Raw genomic sequence first — 20201 nt, 5'->3', positions numbered from 1 at the left:
GGCTTATACCCTGAACTGCTCCACTGATTGCCGGAGTTCCTCAGCTAACCTCGCTACCTCATGACTGGAGTCTGAAGTTTGCTCGGCGCCGGACGCAGTCTCTTCGGCAATGGCAACAATAGATTCCAGTAACTGGCTAATCTCATTCGACACCTGATTCTGCTCTCTGGCTGCACCGGAAATCTGTTCACTCATATCGTGTGCCAGATGCACTGCATGGGTAATTGAATCCAGGGCTGAGGTAGCAACTTCAGTTTGGGTTACACAGTTCTCGGCTTGTTTTTTGCCTTTATTCATCGCTTCAACCGCAGCCTGAGCACCGCTTTGCAGTACCTGAATCATCGCCTGGATTTCCTGGGTAGAGGCCTGAGTTTTGCTGGCCAGCGACCGCACTTCATCGGCAACTACCGCAAAACCACGTCCCTGCTCACCCGCACGGGCTGCTTCAATTGCTGCGTTCAGTGCCAGCAAATTGGTTTGCTCTGCTATACCCCGAATAACATCAAGTATGCTGCCGATAGAAGCACTGTCTTTATGCAACTTATTTATCACTACTGAAGCCTGATCAACCTCTTTCGACAGTTGAATAATCGTGCTCTTGTTATCCAGCGAAATGCCCTTAACCCGTTCTGCTTCTTTATCGGCATTTTTAATTTCTGCTAAGGCATCATTGGAGCTTTGCAGCACGCCCTGCGAGGTACTGCTCATTTCAGTTGTAGCTGTAGCTGCCTGGGTTACCTGTGATTTCTGTTCGCGAATTGCCTGAGTCGTCTGCACGGTAATGGCTGAGGTTTGCTCTGAAGCCGCAGCCAGTTGCGTTGAGCGGGAAATAATGCCCTGAATCAGCTTTTGCAGGTTGCTTACCACTATATTCACATTGCGGGCCAGCTCACCAAATTCATCTTTAGAAGACGCATCCAGTGTTTTGGTTAAATCACCTGACGCTACCACACCCAGCATACTATTCACTTCTGCCAGCGGTTTAACAATGCGTCTTACCGTGACGGTAGCAATGAATATCGAAAGCAGAATGGAAATTATAACCACAACGAATATCCAGCTGATGGCATTATCTACGCCTGTGGTGGCATTCTGTTCAATTTCACCGGCCGCAGTTCTGGTTAAATTGAGTAAGGTATCCAGCCGCTCCATGCCGGCCTGAGTCAGCTGATTAGCGGTGGCAAGTTGTGCTTCTGCATCTTTGATGCCGGCCAGTAACTGTACTTTCAGTGCCGGAATGCCGTCGCTACCTTCCAGGAAAGCCGATATCTGCTGTACTTTTTCGGCGATATCAGCGGTCAATGGTACTGCGTTACCGGCTTCCTGCTGAATAATTGCGACTTGATCCCGAAGTTCCTGTAACCGGAATGCAATTTCGTTGCTGACAGTAGCAACGGTAGTATCAGTTTCAGTGCGATTTAAATCGATAACATTATTAATCAGGGTATTTATGCCTGTCTCAATTTGGGTCGCTGCCTGATATGCCTTGGGGAAACGACGCTGTACATCCCGTACATCGGTAAAGTCGAGGATTAACGACGCCATATCATCAGCACTGAACTCAAGGTCACTGATCTTGCTGGCTATCGTGGTTCGCAGCCTTATATTGCTGTCCAGGCGGCGTTGCAAATTGGTACTGGCTTCAATAAAGCGGCTATAGGTTTCACTTACCTGTTCAGCGCCTGCTTTTAAGTCTGGGTGCTGCTCTATCACCTGGCGTAATGCATTAGCTGCTCTATCATAAATCGCTTTTTCTTCAGCAAAACGCTGATTGACTGCCGCCGTCCGCTCCAGGCTATCAGCATAAAAGCCCTGCAGGCTGGCGCGACTCATTGTTACAAACTCAGTTTTCATTGTTGCACTGTTTTCAAGTGCCGGAATGGAGACTTCATTCACTTCAGTGGTGGCGTTACTGATATTATTCAGACTGATATAAGCGGTAACACCAATAAACAGCAGTAACAGAGAAATGATGGCAAAACCACCCATAACCCGCAACGCTACAGTTAACTTCATAATAACTCCCACTTTAAGTGTTTTGTTTAAGCACCTTAGCTTAAGATTTCCCGCTTAACAAGACTCTGAACAGCAGTTTCGTTGCCCGGATATCAGGTTATTTATGTAATGCCGGCAACACTGTAACGTTGCTGGCGTTCAATACAATAGGCTGTCAGGCTGTTACCCCAGACGCAGCCAGTATCAAGGGCATGAATATCGCGGATCGGGCTATAGCCATTTAGCGCCGCCCAGTGGCCAAAAAACAGCTCTGGGTGGGGTTTGGTCCGCCAGAACTCGTACCAGGGTACCAGCGTATTTTGCTCTGCCGGGTTGCCTTTTTCCTGCAGACTTAATGAGCCATCTGGCAGGCAAAAGCGCATTCTGGTACAGGTATTAATGGTATAGCGCCACCGTTGTTGCTTGGTTTCAGCCTGATGCCACCGTGCTGGTGTGTCGCCGTACATAATAGCAAAAATTTGTTCCGGCTGATGTTTTAATTGTTGGCTGACCTCTGCAGCTGCTGCTTCGGCATCTTCCAATGTCCAGTCCGGCGACAGGCCAGCATGTACCATTAACTGTTGTTTATCGTTGCTCTGGTAGAGCAGTGGTTGATGTAACAGCCAGTCTACCAGCTCTGCCAGGTTAGCGGCTTGTTGTAACTGCTGCAGCTTATCATTGGCTTTGAGCTTGCTGTAGCCGAAATGGCTGGCCAGAAAATGCAGGTCATGATTACCCAGCACACATCTGGCACTGTCACCCAGTGATTTAATAAAATTCAAGGTCGACAGGGAGTCAGGCCCACGGGCAATTAAATCACCACAGAACCACAGCTGATCTGCAGCGGGCTTAAAATTAATGTGCTTTAGCAGGCGTTGCAGGGCATCATAGCAGCCTTGAACATCGCCAATAACATAGGTTGCCATTAGTTAAGAATGTTGGGCATTGCCAACCGGAATACCGGTATTGGGGCATTAAAGGGCTGTTTGTTGTCGCTGATCATTTCATAATGGCCCTGCATGGTTCCAACCGGCGTTTCCAGCACAGCACCGCTGGTATAACTGTAGCTTGCACCAGGGGCAAGTTCAGGTTGTTCGCCAACCACACCATCGCCATAGACTTCAGCTTGTTTGCCATTGGCATCGGTTATCAGCCAGTAACGCTTTAGCAATTTAACCTGATGCTCGCTATGATTTTCAATAGTGATGGTATAGGCAAACACAAAGCGGTTTTCGGCAGGCTCCGATTGCGCTCCCAGATAAAAATTGTCGACCTTAACCTGGATATCTAACGGTTCACTCATCTTTAGTTTCCTGCTCTGCTAACCACTGCGCTACCTTAATAAAACCATTAACCGGTAGTTGTTCAGGTCTGATTGTCGGATCAATACCCAGAGCACTTATCTGTTCTGCTGTAGCGAAATTGCTAAAACCATTGCGCAACGTTTTGCGCCTTTGGTTAAAGGCTTCCAAACATACCCTGTTTAATACGGCAGGATCAACTTTTGCGCGCTCTGCAATCGGATAGGGAAGTAACCTTACCACGGCGGAGTCAACTTTTGGCGCGGGGATAAAAGCGCCAGGTCCAACGTCAACCACGGGTATCGCCTGGCAGTAGTATTGGGTCATGACACTCAGCCGACCAAAGGCTTTACTGCCATGGCTTGCTGTCATGCGCTGAACCACTTCTTTTTGCAACATAAAATGCATGTTGTCGATATAATCTGCAAACTCAAACAAATGAAATAGCAATGGCGTGGAAATGTTGTAAGGCAAGTTACCAAAAATTTTCAGTTGCTGGCCGGGAGCCAGTAACGCGGCAAAGTCGAATTTCATTGCATCAGCCTGATACACAGTCAGCTTATCTGCCAGGGTCGGATGCTGGGTTAAACGTTCGGCCAGATCACGATCAAGCTCTACTACAATCAGCTTGCCAGCGGCTTCGGCAACAGGTTCAGTCAGGGCGCCAAGCCCCGGACCAATTTCCACCAGGACATCGGTGGGTTTAGGGGAGATGGCTTTTACTATCCGGCCAATAACATAGGGGTCATGTAAAAAGTTCTGGCCAAACCGTTTGCGGGCGCGATGGCCCTGATGAACATTATCAGTCATAGTTTAGTTCGCTTGTTGTGCCAGAGTGATTGCCTGATTTACCGCGTGGAATAAGCTGCCTGGGTCGGCTTTACCGCTGCCGGCCAGATCCAGCGCAGTACCATGGTCAACGGAAGTACGGATTAACGGTAAGCCCAGGCTGATATTAACTGACCGGCCAAAGCCTTTGTATTTAAGCACAGGTAACCCCTGGTCATGATACATGGCCAGTACCGCATCAGCATCATCCAGATACTTGGGTTGAAAAAGCGTGTCGGCTGGCAAAGGCCCCACCAAATCAATGCCCTCTGCCCGCAGTTCATCAAGCGTAGGGGTGATGATGTCCAGCTCTTCCCGGCCCAGATGGCCGTCTTCTCCGGCATGGGGGTTAAGACCACATACATATATGCGCGGTTTTTTAATGGCAAACTTGTGATGTAAATCATGGTGCAGAATCGTAATAACTTTCAGCAGCCGATCCCGGGTAATGGCTTTAGCAACATAGGCTAACGGGATGTGAGTAGTTGCCAGCGCAACACGCAAGCCCTCAGTAGCCAGCATCATAACCACATAAGGCGTATTGGACTGATGAGCAAAAAATTCAGTATGGCCACTGAACGGAATACCGGCTTTGTTAATAATGCCTTTATGAACCGGACCGGTGACAATCGCAGCAAACTTAGCTGCTATTGCATTTTCACCGGCAAATTGCAGGGTATCAACCACATACTGGCCATTTGCAACATTCAACTTACCCGTCTGAACGGGCTCTGCAAGCGCAAAGTCAGCAATGGTCAGAGTGCCGGCGCGCTGGGCTGTAGCCGGGGCCTGGTCATCGTAAGGCAACAACGAGAGCTCGATACCCAGCATTGCCGCCCGCTCAGCCAGTAAGCTTGCACTGCCGCAGACCACCAGCTCTACCGGCCAGTCTTGCCGGGCAAGCGCCACCACTAAATCAGGCCCAATACCGGCTGGTTCACCAGGAGTTATCGCAATGCGCAGGGTCATTTAACTCTCCGGTAATACGTCAATAAAGGCTTCATCACGAATTTCTTTCAGGAAATTGGCCGACTCTTCATTAAAACGACGGTTGTAAATCATCCGGTATACCTGCTCGCGTTTTTTATCAGCCGTGGCATCCACTACTCTTTTATCCAGCACCTGAGCAATATGCCAGCCATGTTCGGTACGGAAAGGATCGCTGATTTCATTAGGCTCAAGCCGCAATAAGGTATCCCGGAACGCCGGTACAAAAATTTGCGGCTCACTCCAGCCCAGCTCACCGCCGTTCATCTTTGAACCAGGGTCTTCTGAGTGAGTCTTGGCGAGTTCAGCAAAGTCTGCCTCGCCAGCCCGCAATTTGGTAGCAAATTCCTGCAGCGTGTTACGAGCGCGTTCTTCACTTAAAATAATGGACGGTTTTATCAGAATGTGACGAGACTTAACCTCTTGGATTTCAGCAACATTTTCGCCTCGGATATCAAAAATAGTTAAGATGTGAAAGCCGGCACCAGAGCGCATAGGGCCGATTAAATCACCTTTTTTCTTATCGCGAATACTTTCAGAAAATAAGGTTGGCATTTCATTGATATTCATAAAGCCAAGTTCACCACCTTCCAGCGCTTTTCCGCCAGAAGAGGAGGCGATAGCAATCCGTTTGAAGTCGCTACCGTTTTCAAGCAATTCCATCACTTTATCGGCACGCTCTTTGGCTGCGCTGATATCATCAGGGGTGGCCTGACTGGGAATAGCAATCAGAATATGACCCAGATTATATTCCTCACTGACGGCACCTTGCTCTTCCATCAGCTTTAGCAGACTGTCAACTTCCTGCGGGCTGATATAGATCCGGCGCTGCACACTGCCGCGGACGACTTCATTGGTTATAATTTCTTCTCTGAGTTTTTCGCGAAAACGCTGATAATCGCCTTCTTCTGCTTCAACCTGACGCCGGAATGCCTCAATACTGAGGTTTTCACCCTGAGCAATATTACGAATGGTATCGTCCAGCTGGGCATCACTGATTTGCAGGCCCATTCGCTCAGCTAATTGTAATTGCAGACTGGTTAAAATTAATCGCTCCAGTGCCTGAGTGCGCAGCGCCTGATCTGACGGTAAGGTTTGTCCCTGCTCTTCGGCATTACGCTTAACCCGGCTTACCACATCATCAATATCGCTTTGCAGCACAACGCTGTTATCAACGATAGCGGCAATCCGATCGATCTCTTTTTCCGCGGCTATATTTGAAAAACTTAAACAGCCAATAAAAGCCAGACAGATAACTTGCTGTAACTTCATAAATTCCTACACTAATTAGTTAGTAAATATGGCCGGCGATAGCCAAAAATGCCATTTGACAACATGTCCGATACGCCAAACCCGGCTTTATCGCCAAAACCTTTTAATACAAATTGCAGACTAAGCCCGCTGTCCAGCTCACCAAATTGCAGTGCATTGTCAATATTGGTATCGAGGTTTGCTACGATATAGCGCCGTGCTACCAGCCGGACAGCCCAGCAGCAGGACTCATATTGCACTCCAAAATTGGCGTCTATCATACGATGATTTGTTACATCACGATAGTAACTGGCGACAAGCTGCCAGTTTTTAGCCAGCGGCACAGTGCCCAGTACACCCAGTTGCTGAATTTCCAGACCTGAGACAGCACGACTGTATCGATGGTTCAATTGCAGCAGGGTATTCTCACTTCCCCGGTAATCCAGACTGGCATTACTTTTCACAATTTGCTGACCGTCAGTATCATACTGCGTGGCAGCGCTGAAAACCCATTTCCGGTACCAATGCCAAATCATTTCGGCGGCCAGCACAGAGTCAGTCGCGGTTTGATTGTCGGTCAGGTTATCCGCAGTCTCTACCGGGTCTTCCAGAAAAAAGATCTGGCCAAGACTGAAACGGAATAGTTCGTTGTCCACATTGTCATAAAAACGGGTAGTCCAGCCAACGGTTAACTGGTTAGCCTCGTTGATGCGGTCTATGCTTGAAAACCGATTTTGCCGGAACAAACCATGATAATCATCCTGCAGCCGGGTCGTGTCATACAGGCCAATGTTATTTTGTTGCCGATACGGAATATACAAATATTGAATTTGTGGTTCGAAGGTTTGTAATGCCGGTTCACCAAACCAGTCATACTCCCGCTCCAGATTTAATCTGCTGTACAGTCTTATTTTGGGCAGCGTTCGCTGCACAGTCTCGTCAACTTCTGCTGCTGCCAGATTGCTGTTCTGCTGATAATAGGTGTAGAGCATGCTGGCTTCGGCGGTAAACTCAAGTGCCGGCGTCACAAAGGGCAGGCGTAACGTCGGTTGCAAATGCAGTCTGTTAGCTGAACTAATCAGGGCACTATCGTTTTTAAAATGGGCATAACTTGCTTGCCAGACAAACTCCAGCGGACTGAATAACTGCATTGGCCTGGCCGAGCTGAGTTCAATATCAGGTAGCGCCTTATAGGCGTCGGCAAAGTTTCCCAGAATTTCAAAGCCCTGCAGTCTTATCGTGCTGTCAATATTGTCGCCGTAGTAAGCCAGGGTTGCTTCCCGGTACAACTGGGTATCACTTTGGTTGGTATAATCTGAGCCGAGCTCAGTCAGGTACGCATCGTCACTGACATCGGTAAAGTCAATATAGCCACGCCAGCGAGTCGTAAAATCTGAACGATGGCTCAGATGGCTAAGGTAACGACTACCAAAGTTTTCTGGCTTATCATTATCCGATCCCAGATATTCAAACTGCATAATACCCTGATGTTCAGTGGTCAGGTACCTGAACTCTGATTTAAGCTGGGTGCCCCGTTTACTCATATAGCGGGGGGTCAGGGTCAGATCGTAATTTTCAGCTAAATTGAGGTAATAGGGCAGCTCAACATCCAGCCCCAATAACTGAGAGCTGCCTATTTTAGGCAGTAGCAGGCCGCTTTTACGTTGCTCATTAACCGGAAAAGTCAGGTAGGGCAAGTACAGCACCGGAATGTCTTTAATTCTGAAAACTGCATTACTGGCAGAACCCCAGCCTTCACCTTCGTTAATTTTGATGTCACTGGCATGCAAGGCCCAGCTATTATCCTGAACAGGACAGGTGGTAAATAACGCCTTATCCAACCTTATTTGTGCCGGACTGGCTTGTAAACGTTCAGCATAACCGCGGCCAGCCTGGGCAATAAACTGATAGTGGGCGTTACTGATTGCCGCCGTGTTATCATTAGTATCAGCAATAAAAGAACTGGCAGAAACCTTTAAACTGCTGTCGAAATACTCTATACCGCCATCAGCAAAAAGACGTTGCTCGTTACGGCTGAAGCGGGCACTAGGCGCAGTTAGTAAGGTATCGCGATGAATTATTTCAACATTACCGTTAAACAGCGCCATCTGTTCGCCACGAAGATCAGCACTGTCAGAAATGATGCGGACGCTGTTGTCATCCGGATCCAGGTCACTTAATACAGCGGGCTGGGTTAATGGCTGATAACACATCGGTATTACAGGCTCATTCGCCTGCAGTTGACTACAGAGCAAGCCCGTGACAGTTATTCCAGTAAACCAAACTTTCATCCAGTATTCTCTGCCCCAGATTTATTATGTTTCTTTGATAAGATTAGCCCGCTATGATAAATCAATTTTAGATTTCCTGCTAATCCGATATAGTGCGGCTGTACTACGGTCACTGCCTTATTTCATTATGTTAGAACAGTCACTGCCGTGTAGTTCATTTTATGAGGGAAATACTTTGTGGGGTAAAATACTCGGTGCCTTGTTTGGTCTGGCATTACTCAGGCTGCCCGGGCTGTTTATCGGCCTGATCCTGGGGCACTGGTTCGATATAAAGATGGGCGCAAGTCTGGCACGGTTTCGGGGCATGTTTCATGAATCTGCTGACCAGCAGGGTCTGTTTATGTATACCACATTCGCCACTATGGGCCACATCGCAAAAGCAACTGGCGTAGTTACCCCGGCACACATTCGCCAGGCGCGGCATTTTATGCAGCAGTTGGGGCTGAATGAAGCACAACAACAGGAAGCACAAGCCGCTTTTCGCGATGGTAAAGCCAGCAACTTTCCGTTAATGGCTCAGTTGCAGGCTTTTTATCAGCAGTATGGTCGTCAGAATGACGTCATTCAGTATTTTATTGAAATTCAACTCGGCATAGCGAATGCTGACGGTGATATGAGTCGGGAGCAGTACGTATTGTTGCAGCAGGTAGCAATGCAGCTGTCAGTATCCCATTTGCAATTAGAGCAGTTGTTAGCTGCGTATCGGGCGCAGCAGCGGTTTAATCAGCGTGACAGCAGACGCCCGGCAGCAAATGCAATTCAGGATGCGTTTAAAGTGCTGGGTGTCAGTGCGGACTGCAATGAAAAGGAATTAAAACGGGCATACCGCAAACTGATGGCCCAGCATCATCCTGACAAGCTAATGGCAAAAGGTGTGCCTGCAGCAATGCTTGATGTGGCAAAAAGGCGGACCCAGGAAATTCAGGCGGCATATGAAGTGCTGAAAAACCGCCAGTAGGTTGCCGGCATTACAATCCAATACTCTGCAACCAGCCTGTTATTTCTTTCAGTACCCAGGCATGTTTGTCAGCATCATAAAAAGTCCCTGTTAGCTGACGCTGGCGGTATTGGGTTTTCAGGTTGCGCTCTGTCAATTGCTGTCTCAGTTTCAGGTTTGCGTTGGCAAAGCGGTTATCCTGACGGTGGATTATATCCAGGGTCGGTATCGATTGTGACGCTATCTCGCTTGCTAACTCCCGGTTTAACTGAACATCTGCCAGATAGGCACCTAACATAATAAATGCAGCAGGTGGCACCAGCTGTTCTGACGTATACAACCGGTTTAATAAAGCCGCATTACTGCCTTTTGCGATAACAATAATATTGCCCCCCTGCATTTCTGCCTGAACAAGGGTTGCAAGCATGTGCTCTGCAAGTTGTTGCTGGTAGTCAGTGGCATTTTGTTCAAGATTAAAATCTGCTGGCGGTGGTGCCATAATAGCCAGTGTGTGCCAACCATAGTCATTAAGTTGCTGGCGCAATGGATCCAGATAATCCGGACTGGCAGGATGTTCAGTCCAGTCCGGCACCAGAATGGCTGTGCCTTTGGTAAAGCTGGTAAGGGCTTCGCGCTGTAATACAGTAAAGCTACCGTTTGCGGTGCTTAACTCTATCAGTTCACTGGCTGGAATTTGGCGTTGCAAATCGCGCTGCCACAATTGCTGTTTGGAAGGCAATTGCTGAGCGGCAGCAGAAAACTGCAATACTAACGCGAGTACACTCCAGGTTATCCCTAAACGCCATGTACTGTTCAAATCTCACCTGCTTAACCGAACCTTTGCTATAGGCTGTTATCGGCCAAACCAGTCATTACGTTAGCAGTATCGCCACCATGAATATATTCCGGGAAAGTGTATAAAACTTTACCGTCGTGACTAAACTTCACATAGCTTTCGCCTTGCTCCAGTAATTGAACTGCAATAGCGGGCTGCATGATAAAACAAAAGGTGGTGGGCTTGAATTCGGCCAGGGCTTTTGCCATTTCCCGAAGTTGTTCGTTGACCGCCAGGCGCTGCGTTTCGTTCTCATCTGTACAGACGTGCGCTGACTGCAGTAAAGATACAGACTGTTCAGCCTGAACATTGAAGGTAATACAGGCTAATACTGTGGCAAATACACAGTAACGACCAATAGCTTGCATAGACATAAATACTTCCTCAAACGGCTTATAGTCGCCTAAAGCTAGCAGGAAGTTTGGTGAGCGGCAATAAAAAAAACCGCCAGAATTGGCGGTTTTTTGTTAAGCGTAAGAAAATTAACGTAATACAGGTTCTTTAACTTTCGCTGTTACTTTGGCTTCAATCCGCTGGTTAGCGGCATTCGCTTCCGCAGAGCTACCTTGCACGCGTAAGCGGGTTTCACCATACCCAACCGAGGTAATGCGAGAAGAATCAACACCTTCGTTGGTCAGAATATCTGCCACGGATTTTGCACGACGCTTTGATAACAGCATGTTGTAGTTATCGTTGCCAGGCATAGAGGCATGGCCTTCAATAACCACTTCTGATTCAGGGAACCGCTTCATGAACGCCGCTAACTGAATGATTTCTGAGCGCTGATCAGCAGAAACGGTTGCTGAGTCAAAGCCAAATTTAACTTCAACGTCAACATCACCCACCCGCTGCATTACTTCTTTAAATACGGTACAACCCTGAGGATCAACCTGATGATTGGCAGCAGTGTTAGGGCAGCGGTCATTGATATCATTTACACCATCATTATCGCTGTCAGCTGGCTTAGCCGGTTGCACCGGAGCAGGGGCCGGAGCAGGAGCAGGAGCAGGAGCCGGCGTTGGGGCTGGTGCAGCTTCAGCACCAAAAATCCAACTGGCGCCCAGCTTAATGCCAGCGTCATACCATGAGCCATTATTAATGCCTTCATAACGATTTGCTTCAGCAAATAACGCGACATCATTACGGACAAAGTGACGGTAGCCGACACCCAGATTCAGCGCATCTGAACTGAGATTGCCTTCAAAGTGCTTCCAGCCACCAACAATATAAAAATTGGTGTCAGCCAGATGATACATGGCGTCAACACCAAAACGATCAATGCCAATATCGCCGCCGGTCAGTGAATCCAGACGTTGTCTTGCGTATTCTAAGCGAACTCCCCAGGTTTGATTGACCCGGTAACCCAGTTCTGCACCGATACCAGGGCCATGTTCCACATTATCCCAGGCAGCCGACAACGATTTATTTTCGTGTGACCAGTAATACTCGCCAAATAATGAACCAAATACTTTGCGCTCTAATTCAGCAGCAGAGGGTGATTGGGCAAAAGCCTGTGAGCTTATAAACGGCAGGGCAGCCAGAACAGCAAGCGCGGTTATTTTAAGTTTCATCCATTTCTCCTTAGATTTATCCGGCATACCAGTAGCAAAATGTTTAGTGACTATGCTTACTGTTATGCAATCTTTATTAAAACCGTTTTGTTATTAATTCCGTCGATTAGTAAAAATAGTACAGTAGTTTGTTATTTAGCAACCTAACATGCTGAGTATCATAAGCCAGTTAACTGAATATGGGGTTAATAATTGTAAAAGAAAGTCAAAAAGAACAATTTATTGAAAAAGTCTTAATAATTCCGCTGGCAGGGTGGGTCAGAGATAATGTTTGAGCATGTAACTGTAAACGATCTGCAGCATGATATGTTGCAGCGTCCGCATAAAACTTGTCGCCAAGGATAGCATGGCCAATCATCTGCATATGGACCCGAAGTTGATGCGAGCGGCCGGTAACCGGTGTCAGCAGCAAGCGGCTGACATTATCAGAACGTTCCAATACATTGTAATGGGTTACCGACGCTTTGCCGTGCTGGTAACATACCATTTGTCTGGGGCGGTTGGGCCAGTCACAAATAAGCGGTAAACACACTGTACCCTGATCTGCTGCTACCCGGCCCCGGACTCTGGCAATATAGTGCTTTTGGGTCTGACGCAACTGAAACTGACGATTGAGCTGACGTTGCGCCTCCGCGTGCAATGCCAGTACCATTACACCAGAGGTTGCCATATCCAGCCGGTGAACAATCCGTGCTGTCGGCAGCACTAATTTCACTCTGTATTCCAGACAATCCCGGTGTTCAGCTGCTTTGCCTGGCACGGACAGCAAACCGCTTGGCTTATTGACTACCACGATATCATCGTCCTGGTAAATGATATCCAGATAGGGTGTCAGAGGTGGCTGGTACTGAAACAATGTCATATTAATCGTGACTCACCACAATAAGCCGGATGGCATCAAGTTTCAGGCGGGCTTTGTCTATGTACTCTGCCAGCTGCTGCTGTTTGCTGCCGATCATATCAATTTCCTGCTGGCGGATAAGCGGATTAATCTGCTTTAACGCAGTCAATCGTTGCTGATCATCTTGCAGTGCCTGTTGCATTTTTGCCTGCGCACTTTCTCGTATGCTCGTCAGTTGCGCCATAGCTGTCATTTCACTGCCGGCCAGTAACGGATGGATCAGGCTTTGCAGAGCGTTGACCAGTTTACTGGCTGTTTGCCGGCCAACCGGCTTCAGTTGGCGGTTAAAATTATCAAATGGAACCTTGGCTGCTAAATCTTTTCCCGTCTTATCTACCAGCAAACGGATTGGTGTTGCCGGCAAGTAACGGCCTATTTGCAACTTGGCAGGGGCACTCGCTTCTACAATGTAAATAAGTTCGACAAAATAGCTGCCAACTGGCAGGGCTTTATTCGGCAGCAGTGCCACCGCCGTATTGCCCAGATTATCATTCAGTAAAATATCCAGAGTGCCTGTGACCATAGGATGATCCCAGCTTAAAAACTGGATATCTTCCTGCGCCAGTGCTGTGGCGCGATCAAAGGTAACTGTTACACCTTCGTCTTCAAGCCCCGGATAAGCACAGCGTAAATGCTCTGCCGGCGTCAGCACTATGCTGGTGTCAGAACGATCTTCCTGGTTGACGCCCAACAGATCCCAGGCCTGGAACATCAACATCGGCAACTGAACGTCGGCATCGGTTTTTGCTATTCCGGCAGCCAGTTGCCGGGCTTGCTCTCCGCCAGCTGAGTTCAGCTCTAACAGCTTATCCCGTCCGTGTTCCAGTTGCTGCATTAGCTGTTGATGCTGTTGCTGGCTTTGCGCTATCAGTTGTGCCACTTTGGCATGGTCAGCTTGCAGTGGTGCCAGCAGGCTCAGTAGCTCTGGGCCGAACTGCTCATAAATGGTGCGTCCGGTCTGACAGGTTTTAGCAAAGGCATTCAGACCTTGCTGATACCAGTCCAGCAATACCTGCTGGGCACTACCTTGAAAATACGGGATATGTATCTGAATATCATGTTGCTGGCCAATCCGGTCCAGCCGGCCAATCCGTTGCTCGAGTAAATCCGGGTTCAGCGGCAGGTCAAACAACACCAGATGATGGGCAAACTGAAAGTTACGTCCCTCACTGCCAATTTCAGAGCAAATCAGTACCTGTGCACTGTAGTCTTCCTGCGCAAAATAGGCAGCGGCTTTATCACGTTCGACAATCGACATTCCTTCATGGAATACCGCCGCCCGGATACCTTCTTTTTGCCGCAATGCTTCTTCCACGGCCAGTGCCGTTGCCGCAGCCGCGCAGATAACCAGGAACTTTGCCGGTTTATGTTGTTTCAGCAGAGTCGTTAAATAATCGACCCGCGGGTCAAACTGCCACCACTGGCTACTGTTGCCTTCAAACGCCTGAAAAATCTGTTCCGGAAATAAATTGGCGTGTGCCAGTTCTGCAACCGGGCTGTTGCGATTGAGGCTGTGATAAACCTTCAGCGCGTTCTGATATTGCTCTGGCAACGCCAGGGCACAGGGCAGCGCCTCGCGGGCAGGGAAACCTTTAATACTGGCGCGGCTGTTCCGGAATAAAATCCGGCCGGTGCCATGGCGGTCCAGCAGTTTCGCCAGCAACTGCTGCCTGGCGCCGGCAGCAGTTGCTGGCTGGCGTAGCAGCGCCAGTTGCCGGCTAATGTCTTCTTCGCTGATCAGCTGTTGCAGGGTTGTCGCTAACTCGTCGCTCAGTACTGTGGTGTCGAGCAACCGGGCAGCGGTAGCTGCAATATGCTGAAACTGCTGCTGTTCTTCGATAAATGCCTGGTAGTCATAGAACCGGTCCGGGTCCAGTAAGCGCAATCGGGCAAAATGGCCTTGCTGACCTAACTGATCCGGCGTTGCGGTCAGCAATATCACCCCGGCCGTGTCCTGAGCCAGGCTTTCAATGCAGCGATATTCTTTACTGACATGTTCATCCGACCAGGCCAGATGATGCGCTTCGTCGACCACCAGCAGATCCCAGTCACTGCTTTGGGCCTGATCCAGCCACTTTTTATTGTTGCTGATAAATTCAAGGCTGCAAAGTACCAGCTGTGCGGTATCAAACGGGTTGCTGACATCCAGTTGCGATTGCTGGCAGCGCTCCTCATCAAAAATAGAAAAGTGCAGGTTAAACCGGCGCAGCATTTCCACCAGCCACTGATGTTGCAGCGATTCAGGTACCACAATTAACACCCGGCTGGCCAGGCCACAGAGCAGTTGCTGATGAATGATCAGGCCGGCTTCAATTGTCTTGCCCAGGCCCACCTCATCAGCCAGTAGTACCCTCGGGGCATGGCGGCTGGTGACGTCTGCAGCAATATGCAGCTGGTGAGGTATCAGGCTCATCCGTCCGCCCTGCAGGCCGCGCAACGGACTTTGCTGCAGCCGACTTTGCTGCTGCCAGGCCTGATAACGCAGGGTGAAGTTATCAAACCGATCAATCTGGCCAGCAAACAGGCGGTCCTGAGGCTTGTTAAAACTGATAAAGTGGTCGAGAAACGTTTCTTTAAGTTCAATCAGCTCGTCGGTGTCAGTGCGTTTACCTGCGTAAATCAGCGTGTTATGGGCAGTTTTTACCTCAGAGATAATTAAACTAAAACCCTCAGCACTTTTTATTTCATCGCCGATATTAAATATCACCCGGGTAAGGGGAGCTTCAGCCTGGGCATATTGCCGGGTTTCCCCGGAAGCCGGGAACAATACCGTTAACATCCGACCCTCGATCGCGACCAGGGTACCTAAACCCAGGTCAGATTCTGTATCGCTGATCCAGCGTTGTCCCAAAGCAAAATTCATATCGCAGTTACCATCATAAAATCGGGGCGCCATGGTACTAGTAAATGACTAAAACTGCATCTGCCGGCGGCGCTTTATTTTGTGTTTGCTTACTGTCATGTCTTTGTCACGCTAGTGTCGCAAAGTATTTAAACAGCAAATTAGATATTTAATTCAATAATTCAGCGCCGGATGGCGCAGTTGCACTATGCTTAGTTTAGCTACAGTAAGCTGACAACGACAACACGGATAACCGGTAACTATAGTCTCGTCTGAAGGAGCTGCGTATGGCGCGAAAAAAAAGCAAAGAAAAGAAAATCTATGTGTTAGACACCAATATTCTGTTGCATGAACCCTTCGCCTTTCTGAATTTTGAAGAACACGATGTTGTCATCCCGATGACGGTACTGGAAGAACTCGACCATATTAAAGATAGGAATAAAGACGTCAGCCGTGATGCCCGGGTAGCGATAAGGGCGCTGGAAGATGTACTCAGAGACGCCACGCCGGAGCAAATGCTGCAGGGCGTGGCTTTACCCCGCCAGCATGAAAACCTCAATAGCGGTCATTTATTTATCATTAATGATCATCATATTAAAGACGAAATCCCCGGTTTGCCGGGTGGCGAAAACGATCATTTAATAATTAATACCGCGCTGTTTCTGCAACGTGAAAAAGGCCCGGTAAAAGTTATTCTGGTTACCAAAGACATTAATATGCGCCTGAAAGCAAAAGGCGCCGGGCTGAAGCAGGTTGAAGACTACCGGACCGACCAGCTGATTGACGATGTGCGTTTTCTGTACAAAGGCTATTTTAAATTCAGTGGTGAGTTCTGGAGCCAGGTTGGCGAATGTCGCAGTGAAAATGAAGGCCGGGATACCGTACATTATGTCAGCCGTAAAATACTGCCCAATGCTTATATCAACGAATATCTGATTGATGAGGCCGAAACCTTTGCCGGACGGGTACTGGCAATGACTGAGCAGGAAATTAAAATTCTTGATTTCGGCTACGAACGGTTGATGCATCGCCATGCCTGGGGGATCCACCCGAAAAATATCTACCAGGCGATGGCAATGCAAGCCTTACTTGACCCGCAAATGGATCTGGTGATCCTGACAGGGCCTGCCGGCTGCGGTAAAACTCTGATTGCGCTGGCTGCTGCCCTGGAGCTGGTGATCGAAAAAGGCCAGTACGATAAAGTTATTGTCACCCGTAATACCCCTGAAATTGCTGAATCGATAGGTTTTTTACCCGGAACCGAAGAAGAAAAAATGGCGCCCTGGCTGGCTGCAATCACCGACTCATTAGAGGTATTACATAAAACAGACGAGCATCCTCATGCCAGCGTTAATTACATAATGGAAAAGGCCAATATTCAGTTTAAGTCGGTCAACTTTATGCGCGGCCGCAGTATCCAGAACGCGATTGTCATTCTGGATGAATGTCAGAATCTGAGCGCTGCCCAGTTGAAAACAATTATTACCCGTTGTGGTGAGGGGACTAAATTGATTTGCTCGGGCAACTTGTCACAGATTGACAGCAATTACCTGACAGCGGTCACATCGGGTTTAACCTATATTGTGGAGCGTTTTAAAAACTTTGAAGGCAGTACTACCATCAATCTGAATGGTGTGGTGCGCAGCCGTCTGGCCTCTTTTGCTGAGGCTAATTTGTAAATTGCCGGGGCGGGGGCAAAAAAGCCCCCGTCACTGTTTGCTTCTCAGCCGAAATGGTCTAGGATTTGCGAAACTAAAAAAACAGCACAATGCAAAGGAGTTGCATGTCCAGTCCCGCTTTAACTGTCTATAACAGAACGCTCAGATATTCTGTACTTATCATCGTAATGCTCAGTTTCGCTGCTGCCTTTATTCAGTTTTTACTGCAATTTAACAGTAACCTTAAACATAGCAAGCAACAGCTTGAAATGTTCACTCAGCAAATGGATGCTCAGATTAGCCCGGTATTGCAATTTGCCGGTGCCGTTGTAAACCGGGCCCAGCTTGGCGTGCAATTGGTTGTTGCCGGGGAGAGGCCGATACCCTTACTGTCGCTGACTACCGGCGACGTATTGCAGCAAGAATTGTCAGCCGATACTGCATCTCTTAATCAGGAGCTTCAGATGCTGCTGCAGCTACAACCTTATTTTGATATTGCGCCAGCCAGTATCAGCCCGTTAAAAGACTTGTACTACATCTCAGAGCAGGGCTATGCCTACAACGGACAACATAAATGGTCTGATTATGTCGTAGAGCAACTTGCCGACTGGCTGCAGCGCTATCAACGGCTGGACAATGGCTATGACCGCAATCCGGTTTTTTATAAAGATTTTATTCTGGAACAAGCCGCGATGAGTGTGCCTTTTTACGTTAACGAACGAAAAATTGGCAGATTTGTGCTGGCACTGGAACTGGCCCCGCTGCTGGCTAACCTGGAAAGGAACAACCCTGACCGTTACTTTTTATTGTTGGATCACGCTGGCAACATCGTAGCCAGTTCTAAATTTATTAATGGCGATAACCTTGAGCAATACCAGTTACAGATCCAAAGACTGGCAGATTTACCCTGGTCGCTGGCGCTGATTGATAAACGGGGTTCGGTATTCAGTGCCGGTTTTGCCAGTTTTATGCTGCACTGGTTTAGTTATGCCGGGGTACTACTGCTACTCGCCTGGCTGCTGGCCAGGCGCTACAAACGGAAAATTATGGGGCCGCTGCAGCGCTTGTCAATCCACATCGACCGACTGGCAAATGATCAGGCCGGCGTACGGCGTATACCTGACGGTTGGCAGGATCTGTTTGAAAAGGTAACCGAGCTTAAAACAGCTGATAAGCAAAAAACTGACTGATAACAAATGCTTGCTGCGACAATTCGACAGTACCAACAGGTGTTAATTCAGGCCCTGACGGATCAGCTATCAGATAAGCAGTGCCTTGCAGAGACACTGTCCGATCGTCTGCTTCAGCCGGTATTGCCAGCGCCAGTACCGTGCGCTGTGGTAAATATACCATTGCTTGTTTCACATCAGGTAAAAGGCTGCGGATCAGGGCTGCCAGCAACACCGTTTTACTGGCGCTGTCGCCCTGATGTTGTCGTAACAACTGCAATGGCGGGGTGTAACTGCGGCCATACTCGGCCTGTTCCGCAGGCTGTAGCGGGATCAGCTGGATCCAGCTTAGTAAAATATCGATCAGCTGCCGTTGACTGGTTATATCCAGCTGACTAACCAGAGTTTGGGCTAACGGCGTGATATCCGCCAGACTCTGTTCAATAATTCTAAGGTGATCAACGATAATCCGTTGCCGGTTATCCGGCATATATTGCAGCTGATAACCGTTATTGCTCAGGTATTGCTGCTGAAACTGCCGGCTGAATTGTTGTAACTGTTGCCGTAATTGCAGGCGCTGGGTATTCGCCTGCTCTGCCTGGGGTGATGCGTTGGGAAAAGCATGCAGTAACTGAAAGTTTTGCCAGTCCTGTGCGGGTCCGGCTACAACCCGGTACGGGCCAGCCTGCTGCGCCTGTTGCTGTAATTCCCGCCATAGATGTTGTTGCATAACTTCTGCTACATACGGCTTTACCAGATTGCTGTTGCGTATAATGCTGGCCACTGGCAGCGAAAACTGAAAACGAATGTCCTGCTCAGCGGCCCGGAACTGATAGCTGAACAGGCGCTGCTTATTGTCGGTTTGTTGTTGCATCACCAGGGTATCTGCGTGCAGCACCAGCGGTAACACTAACACCAGTAACAGAAACGTTTTCAATCAGTCTTGCTCCGGGCGTCGCAGAAACATCAAGCATAACGCCATCAGCCCCAGCATGCCAATACTGCCGGCTGATACTTCGACACTGCTGCTGGTCTGGATTTGGTCGCGTTGAAAATCTTCCAGCGCCAGGGCATCCAGCGCGCTTAAATCATAGCCGGATGCTTCAGCCAGCAAATAACCGGTGTGGGCATCGAACAGCCGGATGGTCAGCAGGTAGAAATTTGTCGGATAGTTATGTTGCAGGTCGGTTTCAATACCCAGCCAGTCGCTGCTGCTATCAGCAAAGAGCTCAAACACCGAACTGGTGTAATATATACGTTCACTGCCAAAATCAGGTGTCAGGCTCAGCTCTGCAAACACCTGCTGGTATGAATAATCCGTATCGGCATCAAACTCGACATATAACCGGTGAAAGTAGCCGTTATAGTTATCGTCTCTGCTCAGACTGATATCAATGCTATGGAACCAGACGTCTGACTGATAGCTCTGATTGACTGCCTGACTCTGCACTTTGACGGTTGGTATTACCTGTTGCTGCTGACTTCTTTGTTCAGTACTGACACTGTTGGCCCAGCTTAGTAACGGCAAAAAAAACAATACGCCAGCTGCTGTTCTGATGAGGGTTTTCATAAGCAGATCTCCTTGATATTTGATACTATTACAGGCTAAAGCGCTGAATTTCAGCTGAACTTGTT

The 20201-nt window shown here is 48.6% G+C and carries 17 protein-coding genes; 3 read left to right on the top strand and 14 right to left on the bottom strand.

The window, feature by feature from the left end; translation table 11 throughout:
• Window positions 1-3 precede the first annotated feature (3 nt).
• The 7 genes from R3187_RS04755 to R3187_RS04725 form a co-directional block, all read right to left on the bottom strand.
• Window positions 4-2016: a methyl-accepting chemotaxis protein gene (locus R3187_RS04755; RefSeq protein ID WP_318965559.1), complete on the bottom strand. Its 2013-nt coding sequence runs from the start codon at window positions 2014-2016 to the stop codon at window positions 4-6.
• A gap of 101 nt (window positions 2017-2117) precedes the next feature.
• Window positions 2118-2921 (bottom strand): symmetrical bis(5'-nucleosyl)-tetraphosphatase, encoded by an 804-nt coding sequence (locus tag R3187_RS04750; protein ID WP_318965558.1) that lies wholly within the window; start codon window positions 2919-2921, stop codon window positions 2118-2120.
• Window positions 2921-3298 carry a Co2+/Mg2+ efflux protein ApaG gene (apaG, locus tag R3187_RS04745; protein ID WP_318965557.1) on the bottom strand — a complete coding sequence of 126 codons (378 nt, stop codon included), beginning with the start codon at window positions 3296-3298 and terminating at the stop codon, window positions 2921-2923. Before apaG ends, R3187_RS04750 begins: the two co-directional genes overlap by 1 nt.
• Window positions 3291-4106 carry a 16S rRNA (adenine(1518)-N(6)/adenine(1519)-N(6))-dimethyltransferase RsmA gene (rsmA, locus tag R3187_RS04740; protein ID WP_318965556.1) on the bottom strand — a complete coding sequence of 272 codons (816 nt, stop codon included), beginning with the start codon at window positions 4104-4106 and terminating at the stop codon, window positions 3291-3293. Before rsmA ends, apaG begins: the two co-directional genes overlap by 8 nt.
• A 3-nt stretch (window positions 4107-4109) precedes the next feature.
• Window positions 4110-5093 carry a 4-hydroxythreonine-4-phosphate dehydrogenase PdxA gene (gene pdxA / locus R3187_RS04735; protein ID WP_318965555.1) on the bottom strand — a complete coding sequence of 328 codons (984 nt, stop codon included), beginning with the start codon at window positions 5091-5093 and terminating at the stop codon, window positions 4110-4112.
• Window positions 5094-6383 carry a peptidylprolyl isomerase SurA gene (gene surA / locus R3187_RS04730; RefSeq protein ID WP_318965554.1) on the bottom strand — a complete coding sequence of 430 codons (1290 nt, stop codon included), beginning with the start codon at window positions 6381-6383 and terminating at the stop codon, window positions 5094-5096.
• Window positions 6384-6394: 11 nt separating this feature from the next.
• Window positions 6395-8653: an LPS-assembly protein LptD gene (locus tag R3187_RS04725; protein WP_318965553.1), complete on the bottom strand. Its 2259-nt coding sequence runs from the start codon at window positions 8651-8653 to the stop codon at window positions 6395-6397.
• Between the two features lie 175 nt (window positions 8654-8828).
• On the opposite strand from R3187_RS04725, the gene djlA reads away from it, so the two are divergent.
• A complete protein-coding gene (gene djlA / locus R3187_RS04720; RefSeq protein ID WP_318965552.1) occupies window positions 8829-9611 on the top strand; it encodes a co-chaperone DjlA in 783 nt (260 codons plus the stop codon).
• Between the two features lie 10 nt (window positions 9612-9621).
• On the opposite strand, the gene R3187_RS04715 is transcribed toward djlA, so the two are convergent.
• The 5 genes from R3187_RS04715 to rapA all read right to left on the bottom strand — a co-directional run bounded on the left by R3187_RS04715 (window position 9622) and on the right by rapA (window position 15760).
• Complete coding sequence (locus tag R3187_RS04715; RefSeq protein ID WP_318965551.1) at window positions 9622-10407, bottom strand: DUF3530 family protein; 786 nt, start codon at window positions 10405-10407, stop codon at window positions 9622-9624.
• Between the two features lie 26 nt (window positions 10408-10433).
• The gene (locus R3187_RS04710) at window positions 10434-10799 is read right to left on the bottom strand and encodes a hypothetical protein (protein ID WP_318965550.1); all 366 of its coding nucleotides are present in this window, start codon (window positions 10797-10799) and stop codon (window positions 10434-10436) included.
• A 108-nt stretch (window positions 10800-10907) separates the two neighbouring features.
• Entirely contained in the window at window positions 10908-11996 is a 1089-nt protein-coding gene (locus tag R3187_RS04705; RefSeq protein ID WP_318965549.1) for an OmpA family protein, read from the bottom strand.
• A 205-nt stretch (window positions 11997-12201) separates the two neighbouring features.
• Complete coding sequence (locus R3187_RS04700; RefSeq protein WP_318965548.1) at window positions 12202-12858, bottom strand: RluA family pseudouridine synthase; 657 nt, start codon at window positions 12856-12858, stop codon at window positions 12202-12204.
• 1 nt (window position 12859) lies between these two features.
• The gene (gene rapA / locus R3187_RS04695; RefSeq protein ID WP_318965547.1) at window positions 12860-15760 is read right to left on the bottom strand and encodes an RNA polymerase-associated protein RapA; all 2901 of its coding nucleotides are present in this window, start codon (window positions 15758-15760) and stop codon (window positions 12860-12862) included.
• A gap of 266 nt (window positions 15761-16026) precedes the next feature.
• Between rapA and R3187_RS04690 the strand changes: the two genes are divergently transcribed.
• Both R3187_RS04690 and R3187_RS04685 read left to right on the top strand, forming a co-directional pair.
• Window positions 16027-17418: a PhoH family protein gene (locus R3187_RS04690; protein WP_318965546.1), complete on the top strand. Its 1392-nt coding sequence runs from the start codon at window positions 16027-16029 to the stop codon at window positions 17416-17418.
• Between the two features lie 104 nt (window positions 17419-17522).
• Entirely contained in the window at window positions 17523-18587 is a 1065-nt protein-coding gene (locus tag R3187_RS04685; RefSeq protein WP_318965545.1) for a hypothetical protein, read from the top strand.
• Here the strand turns inward: R3187_RS04685 and R3187_RS04680 are convergent.
• Entirely contained in the window at window positions 18556-19503 is a 948-nt protein-coding gene (locus tag R3187_RS04680) for a hypothetical protein (protein WP_318965544.1), read from the bottom strand. The two genes, R3187_RS04685 and R3187_RS04680, sit on opposite strands and share 32 nt — an antisense overlap.
• Window positions 19504-20136 carry a choice-of-anchor H family protein gene (locus tag R3187_RS04675; RefSeq protein ID WP_318965543.1) on the bottom strand — a complete coding sequence of 211 codons (633 nt, stop codon included), beginning with the start codon at window positions 20134-20136 and terminating at the stop codon, window positions 19504-19506.
• Window positions 20137-20201: the final 65 nt, after the last annotated feature.

The sequence above is a fragment of the Arsukibacterium sp. genome, assembly GCF_033721375.1.
GTDB lineage: Bacteria > Pseudomonadota > Gammaproteobacteria > Enterobacterales > Alteromonadaceae > Alishewanella.
The sequence above is the reverse complement of the archived record's forward strand: the minus strand, read 5'-3'. Positions and strand labels throughout refer to the sequence as shown.